This is a genomic window from Cyclobacteriaceae bacterium, assembly GCA_013141055.1.
In the GTDB taxonomy this organism is placed as follows: domain Bacteria; phylum Bacteroidota; class Bacteroidia; order Cytophagales; family Cyclobacteriaceae; genus ELB16-189.
This window is the reverse complement of record JABFRS010000002.1, coordinates 470,032-483,949: the sequence shown is the minus strand read 5'-3', so window position 1 is coordinate 483,949 and position 13,918 is coordinate 470,032. Positions and strand designations below refer to the sequence as shown.

Below are 13,918 nucleotides of genomic sequence, written 5' to 3'. Positions count from 1 at the left end.
AGGAATGATGTTCATTTTATCTATTCAATCCTGTTATGAAAGCTGTGAAGTTTGGAGGCTCTTCAGTGGCGACTCCTGAAAGAGTGAAAGCTGTTATTGAGATTGTGAAAAATTACTGTGAACCTGGTAAAACGGTTCTTGTATTCTCTGCCTTTGGAGGTGTTACGGATTCTCTCATCAAACTAAGTGATGAGGCACTGCAAGGCGTTGCTACGTACAAGACAACCTTGCGTCAGATCGAGGATCGTCATATGGATGCCGTGCGTGCATTGATTGATATTCAAAGACAAAGCGGAATCCTTGCCAATGTTAAAATGATCATCAATGAACTGGAGGATGTCATTCATGGCATCTATCTCGTAAAAGAGAGAACGCTGCGAATGCTTGACTTCGTCATGAGCTTTGGAGAGCGGTTGTCAGCGTACATTATCAGCGAAGCATTCTTAAATGAAAAGCTTCTCTGTGAATTTCTCGATGCCAGGAAGATCATTCGTACCGATAACCACTTTGGTCATGGCAGGGTTGACTTCCCAACCACCAATCATTTGATTCAGGATTACTTCGTGAAGCATTCCGTACTTCAGGTCGTGACGGGCTTTATTGCAACTTCTGACAGCGGTGAGACAACAACATTAGGCAGGAGTGGATCGGATTATACTGCCGCCATTCTAGCAGCAGCATTGAAAGCAACATCTCTTGAAATCTGGACCGATGTGGATGGTATGATGACTGCCGATCCACGCAAAGTCCGCAAGGCTTTTACGGTAAACGAAATGACCTATGAGGAGGCGATGGAACTCTCTCATTTCGGTGCCAAGGTGATCTTTCCTGCCACCATGCAACCTGCCATGGTGAACAACATTCCCATCTGGATAAAGAACACCTTCAACCCTGCATTTCCAGGAACCATCATCTGCCGTGATGGCAATGGTAAAGACCTGATTATCAAAGGTATTTCTTCCATGAGTAAAATGAACCTCTTAAGCATCCAGGGAACGGGTTTGCAGGGTGTCGTGGGAGTTTCCATGCGATTGTTTGCCGCCCTCGCAAAAGAGAATGTGAACATCATTTTGATCAGCCAGGCATCCTCTGAACACTCGATCTGTTTAGCCGTAGAGAGTGGCTCTTCCGGACGAGCGAAGGCCGCCATTGAAAGAGAGTTTATCTATGAAATCAAGTCGCTTGAAATGGATACCGTTTCTGTCGAAAGTGACCTGGCAATCGTTGCCATTGTGGGTGAAAACATGCGGCATAATCCCGGTACCAGTGGCAGAATGTTTCATGCTCTTGGAAAGAGTGGTGTGAACATATTTGCCATCGCGCAGGGCTCTTCTGAGCTTAACATCTCTGCTGTTATTAAAGAGTCAGATGTTGCCAAGGCACTGAATGTATTGCATGAAGCATTTTTCCTTTCCGACAAGCGTGTGGTCAATCTGTTTCTGGTCGGTACAGGACTGATCGGAAAAGAATTGCTGAAGATGATCAATGCTCAATACAGTAAGTTATCCTCACAGAATTTGCTGGAGGTCAATGTTGTTGGTATCGCCAACAGTAAGAAGATGCTCTTTGATGAAAATGGATTAAGCCTGTTGCAATCCATTGACCGCTTAAAATCCAATGGTGAAGAAATGGTCATGAGATCATTCCTGGATCGGATGGTTCAGATGAACTTGTCTAACAGTATTTTCCTTGATTGCACTTCAAGTGAGGAGGTGACCGATCACTATGAGAATATACTGGATTCAAACATCTCTATTGTTACGCCTAATAAGAAGGCAAATTCGGGATCCATAAATAAATATCATTCTTTAAAGAGCATATCATTAAAGAGGGGAGTCAGATTTTTATATGAAACCAACGTGGGTGCAGGATTGCCTGTCATCAATACATTGAATGATCTGCTTCTTAGCGGTGATAAGGTGATACGCATCGAAGCCGTGCTGAGTGGAACGCTCAATTACATTTTCAGTTCGTATTCAGAAGGCAAATCATTCAGCCAGATTGTTAAAGAGGCAAAGGACCTGGGTTATACCGAACCGGATCCACGTGATGATCTCAATGGAATGGATGTCGCCCGCAAGGTGCTGATCTTATCACGTGAATCGGGTATTGATCTGGAGCTGTCTGATATCGAAGTGAAGGGACTTGTTCCGGAAGACTGTTTGAGTATTGCCAGCGTGGAGGAGTTCTTCATAAAACTTAGATCACATGATCATACTTTTGAGGGTCTTCGAAAAACAGCAGAGACATCCAATCAGAAACTCCGTTACATGGCGGTGCTGGAAAATGGAAAAGCAAAAGTTTCATTGGTGAGTGTTCCGAATGATCATCCTTTCTATTCTTTAAAGGGAAGTGATAATATTATTTTACTAACCACAGAGAGATATCATGACCGGCCGATGGTGATCCGTGGACCGGGAGCAGGAGCGGAGGTCACAGCAGCAGGAGTATTTGCAGACATTATAAGGATTGGAAATTATTCCGTCAGGTGAGCAACGAACGAATTGAAAAATAAGATGAACAGTGTAAGAGCTTCGGCGCCGGCGACGGTTGCCAATGTTTGTTGTGGATTTGATGTGCTGGGATTTGCTGTCGAAAGCCCTGCAGATGAAGTTGTGGTTTCTTTAAGAAATGAAACGGGCATCATGATCAAAAGTATTTCCGGAGATAACGGAAGGCTTCCATCAGATCCTCTTAAGAATACCGCCAGCGTTGCTGTTCAATCTTACTTGAATAGAATGGGAAGTTCGCAGGGAGTTGAAATTGAATTAATCAAAAAGCTTCCGTTGGGAAGTGGGATGGGTTCAAGCGCGGCAAGCGCTGTAGCAGCTTTGATTGCCATTAATCATTTAATGGGTAATCCACTTTCAAGAAAAGAATTGATCGTTCACGCAATGGAGGCAGAGCGTATTGCATGCGGATCTGCTCATGCCGATAATGTTGCGCCTTCTTTATTGGGAGGATTTGTTTTGATAAGATCGTATGAGCCGCTGGATGTCATTAACGTTTCCTCACCGGAAGAACTGTATTGCACACTCATTCATCCGCATCTTGAACTAAAGACAGAAGACTCCAGGAAAGTTCTGAAATCTACTGTTTCACTATCGGATGCAGTGTCTCAAAGTGGAAATATTGCCGCGCTCATGATTGGCCTTATGCAACAGAATTATGCATTGATTGGAAGATCGTTGTTTGACGTCATCGCAGAACCCACCCGATCGGTATTCATTCCTGGTTTTAATGAAATAAGAAAGAAGGTGATTGATGCAGGAGCATTGGGTTTTGGAATTTCAGGATCAGGCCCAACGGTTTTTGCTTTAAGCAGTAATCAGTTGTCAGCGGAGCAAGCGGGGAAAGTAGCAGCAGAGCATTTTATGAAAATGAATCTGCCTGCTGAGATTTACATTTCAAAAGTTAATCAGGAGGGAGCAAAGATATTGTCATGAAGTTTTATAGTACACGTGATCGTAATTATTGCGTCTCTTTCGAAGATGCTGTTAAGATTGGTCTTGCGCCGGATGGAGGCTTGTTTATGCCTGAATCAATTCGGGTCATGCCAAAACAGTATCTCGAAAGCATTTCAAACAAGTCATTTGCAGAGACATCATTTGATGTCGCCTCAAATTTTCTGAATGGATCCATTCCTGAAAATGAACTTAGGAAGATCATTGATCGGACAATATCATTTGACACACCTCTTGTTGAAATAGAGCAGGGTGTATTCTCACTTGAACTGTATCATGGCCCTACGTTTGCATTTAAAGATCTTGGAGCAAGATTTCTGTCAGGTCTTTTAGGATACTTTGCAAAACGACAAAATGATAAGGCTACCGTACTCGTGGCGACATCCGGAGATACAGGAAGCGCTGTCGCCAATGGATTTTTTAATGTTCCGGGCACAAGAGTCATCGTTTTATATCCTTCCGGAAAAGTAAGTGACATTCAGGAGAAGCAGTTTACTACCCTTGGCGGGAACATTACTGCCATTGAGATTGATGGAACGTTTGATGATTGCCAGAGTCTGGTAAAGCAGGCTTTCGCAGAAGCGACACTCAAAAAGAACCTGTCACTGACTTCCGCCAACTCCATTAACATTGCACGGCTTCTTCCACAGTCATTCTATTATTTCAATGCGTTCGCTCAGCTCAAAGACCGGAATCTCCCATTAGTGTTTTCAGTGCCAAGTGGAAACTTCGGTAATCTTACAGCAGGTGTACTGGCGAAGCGAATGGGTCTGCCAGTGGATCAGTTCATTGCTGCAACCAACATCAATGATATTGTTCCAAAATATCTGAAGACCGGGATATTTTCTCCACGGACATCTGTATCTACATTAAGCAATGCAATGGACGTGGGCTATCCAAGTAATTTTGCAAGACTTATGGATTTGTATGAGAGCGACCTTAAGAGGATCTCAAAAGATATCCGCGGTGCTCACTTTACCGATGATGAAACTTCACAAGCAATCAGGGATGTTTTCTTCTCAAGGAATTACCTGCTCGATCCGCATGGAGCGATTGGCTACCTGGGATTGAAAGATTATCTTATCAGTAATCCACCCTGCAATGGGATATTTCTTGAGACGGCACATCCAGGCAAATTCAAAGATGTAGTAGAGAATTCTATTGGCCAATCCATCCCGTTGCCGGAAGGACTTACAAAATTCCTGATAGGAGAGAAGAAGTCAGTTCAAATGAGTAATTCATTTGAAGACTTCCGATCATATTTGATGAAATTATAAACAGACTGGGAATAACTTATTTCTTCCAGCCCTGTTCCCCCAGCAATGGAACAAACGAGAAGAAGTCAAACTCTTCTTTTAATAGCTTTCCATTCTTCCGACGGATCCTGATCATCTTCTGCTTTTCACGATCACCAACAGGAACGATGAGAATACCATTTTCCGCCAATTGTTCAACAAGTGCATCCGGAACAACAGGCGCACCCGCTGTTACAATGATCCTGTCATACGGCGCCCGCACCGGAAGTCCTTTTGATCCGTCACCAAAAAAGAAATGCGGATTGTATCCAAGTCCCGGAAGGAAATCACGGGTATGTTGATAGAGCTCCCTGTTATATTCTATGGTATAAACTTTGGCGCCCATTTCCAGCAGCACACTCGCCTGGTATCCAGAGCCGGTTCCGATTTCCAGCACCTTGTCTCCGGCTTTTACTTCCAGCTTTTCAGTCTGGAAGGCAACCGTATAAGGCTGGGATATTGTTTGCCCATGTCCGATAGGAAAGGCCTTGTCCTCATAGGCGTGACCCAGGAGGGCATCATCGAAAAAGGCATGCCTTGGCACTTTCCCAATGGCATCCAGCACCAGAGTGTCCTTAATGCCCTTTTGGGCCAGTTTTTTGACCAGTTTGCCCCGGAGGCCCCTTTGCTTGTAATTATCTTCGATCATGGATTTAAATGCTAAAAAGCCCATTTTTTGGACCAAAACAAAGTTTTTTAATATTCTTAGGAAATTTGAAACCTATAAGCCTACTTTGAAGTTCTCTAATGCACAATGAGAAACTATTTTGCCATAGCGTTCACTATTGTGTACCTGACCCTCACAGTGGGAGTGGCCAAAACCACTCACTACTGTATGGGCCGGGAAAAAAACTCCTCCCTTTTCTCGTTTTCCACTGAAAAATGCATTTGTGCTGTAATAGCAAAAGCTCCTATGCCTTGCTGTGATGACAGGCATGAAATTCTTAAGATCGATGACGATCATTCCGGCAGCCAGGTATTGATGGCGACTCTTCCTCAGTTCAATTTGATTGGCATGACGTATTCAGATCGGGAAGAAACTCTTCCTGTTCGCGAGGTCTCATTCACAAAAGCAGATGAGATCAATCCACCACCTCCCAAGATTCCTCTCTATCAATCATTCTGCAGTCTCGTTTTCTACGATTCCATTGTTTAAGGTTTTCAGGACCATGTCCTGATGTTCTGTTTTTTAAACCTTAATTATATTTTATGAAAACGATTATTTTTTTCTTCATCATAGCGATCTCTTCTGTAACATCTTTTGCGCAATCAAAGGTGATTACTTCCAATATTAAAGTTTATGGCAACTGTTCTATGTGCAAGAACAGAATTGAAACAGCTCTTGACCAGAAAGGCATCAAGCTGGCTAAGTGGGATACCAAGTCAAAAGAACTGCAGGTAGTCTACAATTCTGACAAGATCACCGAACAACAAATTCACGAGATCATTGCTTCCGTTGGACACGATACTGACAAAGTAAAGGCTAAAGATGAAGTATATTCCAAGCTTCCCTTTTGCTGCCTGTATCGCGATCATGGTCACGGTCCTGAAGACAAACACTAAGCAGAATTTCTATGAGATCATTGATCATAGGCTGCGTAGCCATTGGATTACTATTGCCGCTTGGTTCCTATTCCCAAAAGCTGATGGGAGTAGTGATAGAGAAGAATGCCCAGGGTGTGGATGAACCGCTTCCGGGAGCAAACGTCTATTGGCTGGGGACCAGCAAAGGTGCAACCACCGGTGAGAACGGTGTATTCCTGATTGACCGCATAGATGGTATTCAAAAGCTTGTCGTAAGTTTTGTAGGATATCGTAGTGACACAATTCAAATTGATAGCCAGACGAATATCAAGGTTGAACTGAAGTCGGATGTATACCTTCAGGAGGTTACAGTGCAGGGGTGGAAACCTTCTACGCACATTGATCACGCTGCTGGAATCAATACGATCGTGATGGATGAGAAGGAATTGTTTAAAGCTGCCTGTTGTAATCTATCGGAGAGCTTTGAAACGAATCCCTCTGTTGATGTAGCATTTACCGATGCGATAACAGGAACCCGTCAGATCCAGATGCTGGGTTTATCCGGCCCGAATACAATGATCTCCATTGAGAACATGCCGGGAGTAAGAGGTCTCGCTGCCAGTCAGGGGATTCAATTCATTCCAGGTACATGGATCAACTCCATTCAGGTAACGAAAGGAGTGGGTTCCGTGATCAATGGCTATGAGAGCATAGCAGGTCAGATCAATGTAGAATTGAAGAAGCCTCAGGAAAGCGATAAGCTCTATGTCAACGGTTATGTGAATAGCTCTGCCCGCACTGAAACAAATGTGATCTATACCACTCAGGTCAGCAAGAAGTGGGGGACTACATTCTTATTACACGGAAGTGCCCGCCCGTTGGAAATGGATCAGAATAATGATTCATTCCTGGACTTCCCGACCGGTAAGCAGATCAATCTTGTCAACCGGTGGGTGTATAACTCAGGAACAGGTTGGTTGGGTCAGTTTTCTTTCAAGTACCTGAAGGATGAGAAGCAGGGCGGTCAGACAGATTTTAATCCTGAGAAAGACAAGTTTACTGTAAACCGTTATGGATTGGAGATCAATACCGACCGTTCTGAATTTGTTGGAAAGCTTGGATATCAGTTCAAGGACAAACCTTACAAGAGCTTTGGTCTTCAGGTAAGCGGATTGGATCATCAGCACAAGAGCTATTATGGCTTCAATGGGCATAATGCTGTTGAGAGATCGGTGTATGCCAATCTTATTTATCAATCCATCATCGGAAGCACTTTTCATAAATTCAAAACCGGTGTAAGCTTTCTGTTTGATGATTATGATGAAGAAATCGGTCAGCCATCTCTTGGGCCTATGTTCAATCTGGGCAGGACGGAGCGTGTACCGGGAGCGTTCTTTGAGTATTCCTATGATGACTTAAAGAAATTCTCTTTGATTGCCGGAGCAAGAGTCGATCAGCATAATCTCTTTGGAACATTGTTCGTACCACGTCTGCACCTGAAGTATAACTTTACTGAAACGACTACTCTGCGTGCATCAGCGGGAAGGGGAATAAGAGTTGCAAATATTATTTCAGAGAATACTGGCTTCCTTGCTTCTTCACGCTCTCCTGTGCGAGTCAATATGCAGACGGATAAGGCTTATGGTTTCTTACCTGAGAAAGCATGGAACTACGGATTGAATTTCCTTCAGGAGTTTACACTCGACTACAGACCCGGATCCATTAGCTTAGATTATTTCTTTACTGATTTTGAGAACCAGGTTGTGGTCGATCTTGATCAGAATCCTCTGCAGATTGCTTTCTTTGGATTGAAGGGTAAATCTTTTTCACATAGCATCCAGGCTCAGGTTGATTATCAGTTGATGAGAAGGTTTGACCTCAGGCTTGCGTATCGTTGGTTGGATGTGGAAACAGATTATCTGATGGGAAGGCTGGAGCGTCCTCTTGTTCCCAAGGATCGTGCATTTATAAATTTATCCTACAGAACCAAGTCCAACTGGGTTATTGACTATACTGTGCAACGGATTGGCAAGCAAAGATTGCCTTCCACCATTTACAATCCGGAGCAGTATCAGCTTGCCCCATATTCAGATCCATACATCATGATGAACGCGCAGGTGACAAAGGATTTTGGCGAACGATGGAGTGCTTATGTGGGAGTTGAGAACCTTACGGACTTCACTCTTGATAATCCGATTGTATCAGCCAACAGTCCTTTTGGTCCATACTTCGACAGCTCCATGGTTTGGGGTCCCGTATTTGGGAGAATGTGGTATGCAGGATTCCGCTACCGGATCAAATAGAAGTTATTGAAAAAGAGAAAGGTCGGTGATTGCCGACCTTTCCTTTATCATTTGAGATAGAATACGCCCCGGAGCCGGGCTTCTTCCCACGGTCGTTGAGATCCATTCGATGCCTTCTCAACAGCATTACGGGTGTTCATAAACACATCTTCAATCCGCTGAGATACTCTAAGTTGCTTTACAAGTTCTCCTGTATAAAGTCCATTGGCCTTGTCTCCATCAGATGCAACAGAACCAGGGTCAGTAGCATACGCGATGAGTGTGCCGCTCGGTGCCTGAACTCTTGCAAGTCCTGAGCCGCTGCTTCTCTTTCCGGTTGGGAATGGATTGTTACGACAAGCATCCAGAATGATCATGTTAAGTCCTTCCTCATTGGCAAATTCCATTGTCTTAATAATGCCGGTAAGCGGGAGAGCCTTTAACTTTACATCCAGCGCAGACTGAATATCAGCGTCTACAGGGACGATGTAATTGGATCCATCCACTTCCAGTCCATGACCCGCATAAAAGAATATACAAACCTCAGAAGACTGAATTCTATCCCCGAAAGAATAGATAGCGTTTTTCATTTGCTCATACGTGCCATCATAAACTTTCATGACTTCAAATCCCAAAGCCTGTAGTTCAGTGGTCATGGCCGTTGCATCGTTCTTCGCATTCTTAAGTTTGGCCGCACTTGAGTAAGCAGAGTTTCCGATAACCAGAGCAAGGCGTGTACCTGCTTTCGGTTTTGCTACTACTGTTTTTCCAGAGGAGGGTTCACAGGTAACATAAAAATCTTTATCAGTAATAACTGAAGCAGTGTTCTGTACAGAAACCGTTATTTTATTTTTTCCTTTAACAAGAGGAACTTCAAGGTTGAAATCTTTTCCTGCTTCGAAATTAGCTGGTTCTCCGTTTACAAATACTTTAGAGACCTTATCGTTTCCGGTGATGCTGCCTTCCACCATCAGCTTGCTTTCACTAATGACCTGGTCGCCATAGCCCCGTGTTAATCCGGGCTTTGAGATCTTAATTTCCGGTGGATCGTTACGGACTACTTCAAAGAGATTGATATTTCCAGCGACTGTTCCAACAGCGAGGAATTGATTGTCATCGGAAAGAGATATGGAAGTAGGTTTTTCATCAACCGCTACACTGCTTCCGACTTCTGACTTTTCAATATTCAATAAGTTGATCGTGCGCGAGTCTTCAGAATAATAAGCGACATGTCCGGGACCAGGTCCAAGTGCCATGCCGTCTACACGGTATCGTAAAGGAATTCTCTTCTGCTCCTGACCGGATATCCAGTCATAAGCAAGCATCATGTTCTTTCTCTCAAGCTGGTTCCTTCCCTGAAAGCCTCCCTTAGGAATGAATGCTTCCTGCATACCGATCATAAATCTGTCGCCACCACTGTTGGTGGATGCAGAATAGATAACCGAGGATGAATTTGCGAACTCACCGCTTTTCAATTTTAGTTCACGCAAAAATTTCTGATTCAGAGGATTCCATGTATAGGAATCTCCTGTTTTGCTGATCGCCGCAAGCTGTTGTCCAAAACGATCAAAGCCAATGAAGGCACAGTTTTTAAGTTCTGGAGTAGGAGGGATCCTTCCGAAAGTCATGTTTGCCTTAATGTCAAACATTTCGATCTGGTTTTCTTTATTGAGTACAGTGAGGTACTGAAGATTTGGATCGAGGCAGGCATTCTTTACGGCACTGGAAAAATTCGATGTTGTTACAACAGAGTAGTCAGCGGTATTGTAGATCGTGAGTTTACCCAGTTTATCCAGTGTAATGAACCTGGTATTGGTATCGATAAATTCATGATACATAATACCCGTGTTGGGAACCTGAAACACGGTAGCATTGAAGTCCATGTTTTTGATCACAAGATTTCCCTTGGTGTCATTCATCGCGATCAGCTTGGAATCAGAAGAAAAGGAGATCGAACTGATCTCCTTTAATCCTGAACTGAACTTTTTGAAAGGTGTGATGTACACATCCTGCGCAATGGCTGGCCATTGAATCAGGAGAAGTGCGATGATGATGTATCGTTGCATTATTGATTATCCTTTTCTGCCAATGATGAAGCCCAAACCGGCGTTGAATATAAATACAGTTGTTCCGGCAAGGAAAGTAACGTTAGGACCAACATCAACGTTAACGCGTTCTGTAATGAAGTATCTCAGACCGCCCTTCAAACCGAAGCCTGTCAGTGATTCTTTTCCACCGAGATTATAGATCAGGATCTGAACACCCGCATAAGGAACAAACTTTGCATCAGAGGTCAGGAAATTATAGTTACCGAATAATGAAAGATTAACAGAAGCTCCATCTCCAAAACTGATGATAGGAGATACTCCGAGTTCAATATTTTGTGTAAGGAATTTACTGGCATTCAGATAAAGAAAGCCACCGCTGGTACCTGCTGCTGAAAAGTAGGTAGCCTGAGCCTGAATCTGAAAATCTCCTTCTTGTTGCTGGGCAGATGCAGCAGAAATAACTCCGGTAAAAAGAATCAGGAATAATAATTTTTTCATTGGGTTGGGGGATTAGGTATGATAGTTGGTTTTTGTTTATCACAATAACATCAAACCAAAATTTCTTTCAAAGTATATGAAGTGAAATTTTAGAAAAAAGCCTTGAAATTCTGCTTGATTCCGGTCAGAAACCGATCAAAACAAACGGTGCCCAGTAATAGGGAGCTGCGTAGGTTGATTTTTTTATCATCTCCGTCTTGGCCTGCTGAAGTGCCTCGCGAAAATTCGGTGACGATTGCGCAAGAAGCTTCTCATAAAAGCTCGTCATCAGTTCAGAGGTTGACTCATCGGAAACGCTCCAGTAGGAGACCATGATATTTTTGGCACCAGCATACACCAATGCTCTCGATAGTCCTATGACACCTTCACCTTTTGAGAATTTGCCAAGCCCCGTCTGGCAAGCAGACAATACCGTCAGGTCCGCATTTAATTTTAGATTAAAGATCTCACCGGAGAATACATTTCCATCTTCAGAAGGAGCAGATTGAAGATAGATCCTTGAAAGTTCCGGAGACTCTTCATCAACAATTCCATGGGTTGCAAAATGAAGATAGCGGTACTCTGAAAGTTTACCTGATTTGATAAGACTCTCATTGGCATCCGTCCCTTTTGCAATCATTGCGGTGGAGGCAAACAGTTGAGCAATGTTGGATACTTCTTTTTCCGTACCAGGAAGATCATCCAGGTTGTCTTTTACCGGGAACGTGATAGGGGCGCACAGGAATATCGAAGATGGCTGACTTTGTTTTGAAGATCTGGATTTCTGAAGCAGCAGTCCCGCTGAAAATTCATAGCTGATACTGTATTTCTTCGCCAGGTAATCAATAGTTGAATAGGACTGATGTTCAATGATCTTCGATGTGCTTAAGGCTTCAAAAGGCATCGTGCCCAATCTTCCGCCGGGAATGATGACGATGTCTTTATATCCTGGTGAGATTCCGCGCAGCAATAACTTTGATAACTGATTGGAGATCCTGCTATAGGAATCTGCAACCGAGAAGTATAAACTGTTATTGAAGCCTTTGATCAGTCTGTCAAAATCAGACGGCATCGTAGAATTATAAATCCTGAATTTAGATTTGGAGATAATGAATGAGTAGAGACGCTGATTTTTTTCAGCGATGAAATAACAGACGATGGCGGTTTTGTTATCCAGTATCTTTTGAATGTCTGCGATGGAAGGAGTGGTCTGATTATACTTTAAGTCGAAGTAATCAGGATAGTTCTTTTCAAGCTGCTTCGTAAATGTCTCATACTTCTGATTGAGATTAAAAAGACTCTCACGAAGGAGTTTTTCTTCTTCGACACTTGGTTTTTGTGAAAGCTTCTGGGTAAGGGTAGCAATCGAAGCTTTCAGGGTCTTCTCTTCATCCAGTAAAGCCTCAGGTATTCCCGCAAATGACTTGGCTTCTGCATCCGCAATAGACTCCTGTAATACAGCAGACTTACTTTTTTCAGCAAAATAAAATGCGGCCTGTTCATACTGCTTAAAGTTGATGGTCATTTCACTCATGGCATGTGCAACCCGGACGCCATCTTCATAAACTTCATTCGCTGAGCTTCCCAATTCAATCTTGTCATTCTCATCAGAACTGTGGAATCGGATATCATCAATGAGACTGTCGCAGGAGTAGAGGCAGGAGAGAGCAGAAGTCAACTCTGTCAACCGCAAGGTCTTGCCAAAGTGCTTTGCTTCCAGGGCTTGCGCTTTCAGGCGTAAGGAATACAACAATATTTTACCGCGATAGTAGTTGTTGATTCTTGGATTTACAGCGATGCTCCTGTTATTGAAGTTGGGAATGTTTGCACAAAGCGCATCCTGAAAACTCTGGAGTGCCTCATCATACTTCGCTTCATTGTATTTCAGCAATCCGATTTCATTCAGAACAATAGAGATGTCCGGATGCTTTTCACCATACGCTTTTTTGTACAGAGCAAGTGATTTTTCATAATACTCCAGTGAGGCTTTCTTGTTCCCCATCTGGCCATAGGTTAATCCAAGATTGAAGAGTGCCAGCGCCTGATTGGGGTGACCTTCCGGATAGATCTTTTTCCAGATCGATTCAGCATTCTCAAAATTATTTACAGCATCACCATACAACTTCATTTTATTGTAGATGAAGCCGATGTTGGTATTGGCAATCGCGATCTTCGGATGCTCGTCACCGTGCATTTTTTCATAAACTGCCAATGCCTTTTCATAATACTCAAGCGCTTTGTCTGAATCTGTCTGGCCATAGACCAACCCGAGATCATTATAAGATGCAGCGACTTCTTCGCTGGTTTCTCCTTTTAGTTTTTGACGGATCTGCAATGCAATTAATCCATTGTCTTCTGCCTGATTGAGTTTACCAACACTCCAGTAAAGCAAGCTGAGATAAGAGAGGCATTTCGCTGCTTCTTCTGTATCGCGCTGACCTGCCTTTTGAAAAAGAGCAAGGGCATCCTGAAGATTTTCCAAGGCCAGATCATTGCGCGACCTGTTAAGCTGGATAAATCCGATGTTCGTTTCAGTAATAGCTTTCAGAAATGGATCGTCTGTTTTTTTGGTGCTGATCCATTTATCTATCGTCTCTTCTGCCTGATCCAGTTTGCCCTGAGTGATTTGAATTTCTGCCAGCCTGTTGAACAGAATAATTGATTTCTTCAAGTCTGAAGTGTTTGCCTGGGAGATGATCAGCTTCTCAGCATCCCCATAATTGGGGATAGCCACCAGTGAATCTATTCTTTTGATGAGCCACGACTCCTGTGAAAAGGAGAGGGTGGTTGTGAACAGTAAAAGCGAAATGATTATGATTCTCCTCATT

10 protein-coding genes are annotated in these 13,918 nt (G+C 43.3%); 6 read left to right on the top strand and 4 right to left on the bottom strand.

Translation table 11 applies throughout. The features are described from left to right. Positions 1 to 35: 35 nt before the first annotated feature. From thrA to thrC, 3 genes are read left to right on the top strand one after another with little or no spacing between them, the layout of a single operon-like run. On the top strand, positions 36 to 2,492 hold the full coding sequence (gene thrA / locus HOP08_16630) for a bifunctional aspartate kinase/homoserine dehydrogenase I (GenBank protein NOT76556.1): 2,457 nt from the start codon (positions 36 to 38) through the stop codon (positions 2,490 to 2,492). A gap of 24 nt (positions 2,493 to 2,516) precedes the next feature. Further along, entirely contained in the window at positions 2,517 to 3,446 is a 930-nt protein-coding gene (locus HOP08_16625) for a homoserine kinase (protein ID NOT76555.1), read from the top strand. Beyond that, on the top strand, positions 3,443 to 4,741 hold the full coding sequence (thrC, locus tag HOP08_16620; protein NOT76554.1) for a threonine synthase: 1,299 nt from the start codon (positions 3,443 to 3,445) through the stop codon (positions 4,739 to 4,741). Before HOP08_16625 ends, thrC begins: the two co-directional genes overlap by 4 nt. 16 nt (positions 4,742 to 4,757) lie before the next feature. On the opposite strand, the gene HOP08_16615 is transcribed toward thrC, so the two are convergent. Further along, positions 4,758 to 5,408, bottom strand: a complete 651-nt coding sequence (locus HOP08_16615; GenBank protein ID NOT76553.1) for a protein-L-isoaspartate(D-aspartate) O-methyltransferase — start codon at positions 5,406 to 5,408, stop codon at positions 4,758 to 4,760. A 105-nt stretch (positions 5,409 to 5,513) separates the two neighbouring features. Between HOP08_16615 and HOP08_16610 the strand changes: the two genes are divergently transcribed. The 3 genes from HOP08_16610 to HOP08_16600 are packed head-to-tail and all read left to right on the top strand — an operon-like array spanning position 5,514 to position 8,586. Next, a complete protein-coding gene (locus tag HOP08_16610; GenBank protein ID NOT76552.1) occupies positions 5,514 to 5,915 on the top strand; it encodes a hypothetical protein in 402 nt (133 codons plus the stop codon). Positions 5,916 to 5,968: 53 nt separating this feature from the next. Continuing rightward, the gene (locus HOP08_16605) at positions 5,969 to 6,322 is read left to right on the top strand and encodes a heavy-metal-associated domain-containing protein (GenBank protein NOT76551.1); all 354 of its coding nucleotides are present in this window, start codon (positions 5,969 to 5,971) and stop codon (positions 6,320 to 6,322) included. A gap of 11 nt (positions 6,323 to 6,333) precedes the next feature. After that, positions 6,334 to 8,586, top strand: a complete 2,253-nt coding sequence (locus HOP08_16600; protein NOT76550.1) for a TonB-dependent receptor — start codon at positions 6,334 to 6,336, stop codon at positions 8,584 to 8,586. 47 nt (positions 8,587 to 8,633) lie between these two features. On the opposite strand, the gene HOP08_16595 is transcribed toward HOP08_16600, so the two are convergent. From HOP08_16595 to HOP08_16585, 3 genes are all read right to left on the bottom strand, one after another. Beyond that, positions 8,634 to 10,631, bottom strand: coding sequence for a caspase family protein (locus tag HOP08_16595; protein NOT76549.1), 1,998 nt, complete (start codon positions 10,629 to 10,631; stop codon positions 8,634 to 8,636). A gap of 6 nt (positions 10,632 to 10,637) precedes the next feature. Further along, positions 10,638 to 11,111 (bottom strand): hypothetical protein, encoded by a 474-nt coding sequence (locus tag HOP08_16590; GenBank protein ID NOT76548.1) that lies wholly within the window; start codon positions 11,109 to 11,111, stop codon positions 10,638 to 10,640. A gap of 124 nt (positions 11,112 to 11,235) precedes the next feature. Then, positions 11,236 to 13,917 carry a CHAT domain-containing protein gene (locus tag HOP08_16585; protein NOT76547.1) on the bottom strand — a complete coding sequence of 894 codons (2,682 nt, stop codon included), beginning with the start codon at positions 13,915 to 13,917 and terminating at the stop codon, positions 11,236 to 11,238. Position 13,918 lies beyond the last annotated feature (1 nt).

Bases quoted from the DNA above. Each gene is read 5' to 3' on its own strand.
- HOP08_16585 (NOT76547.1), bottom strand. From the start codon at position 13,917: ATGAGGAGAATCATAATCATTTCGCTTTTACTGTTCACAACCACCCTC.
- HOP08_16605 (NOT76551.1), top strand. From the start codon at position 5,969: ATGAAAACGATTATTTTTTTCTTCATCATAGCGATCTCTTCTGTAACA.
- HOP08_16625 (NOT76555.1), top strand. From the start codon at position 2,517: ATGAACAGTGTAAGAGCTTCGGCGCCGGCGACGGTTGCCAATGTTTGT.
- HOP08_16615 (NOT76553.1), bottom strand. From the start codon at position 5,408: ATGATCGAAGATAATTACAAGCAAAGGGGCCTCCGGGGCAAACTGGTC.
- HOP08_16600 (NOT76550.1), top strand. From the start codon at position 6,334: ATGAGATCATTGATCATAGGCTGCGTAGCCATTGGATTACTATTGCCG.
- HOP08_16595 (NOT76549.1), bottom strand. From the start codon at position 10,631: ATGCAACGATACATCATCATCGCACTTCTCCTGATTCAATGGCCAGCC.
- HOP08_16610 (NOT76552.1), top strand. From the start codon at position 5,514: ATGAGAAACTATTTTGCCATAGCGTTCACTATTGTGTACCTGACCCTC.
- thrA (NOT76556.1), top strand. From the start codon at position 36: ATGAAAGCTGTGAAGTTTGGAGGCTCTTCAGTGGCGACTCCTGAAAGA.
- HOP08_16590 (NOT76548.1), bottom strand. From the start codon at position 11,111: ATGAAAAAATTATTATTCCTGATTCTTTTTACCGGAGTTATTTCTGCT.
- thrC (NOT76554.1), top strand. From the start codon at position 3,443: ATGAAGTTTTATAGTACACGTGATCGTAATTATTGCGTCTCTTTCGAA.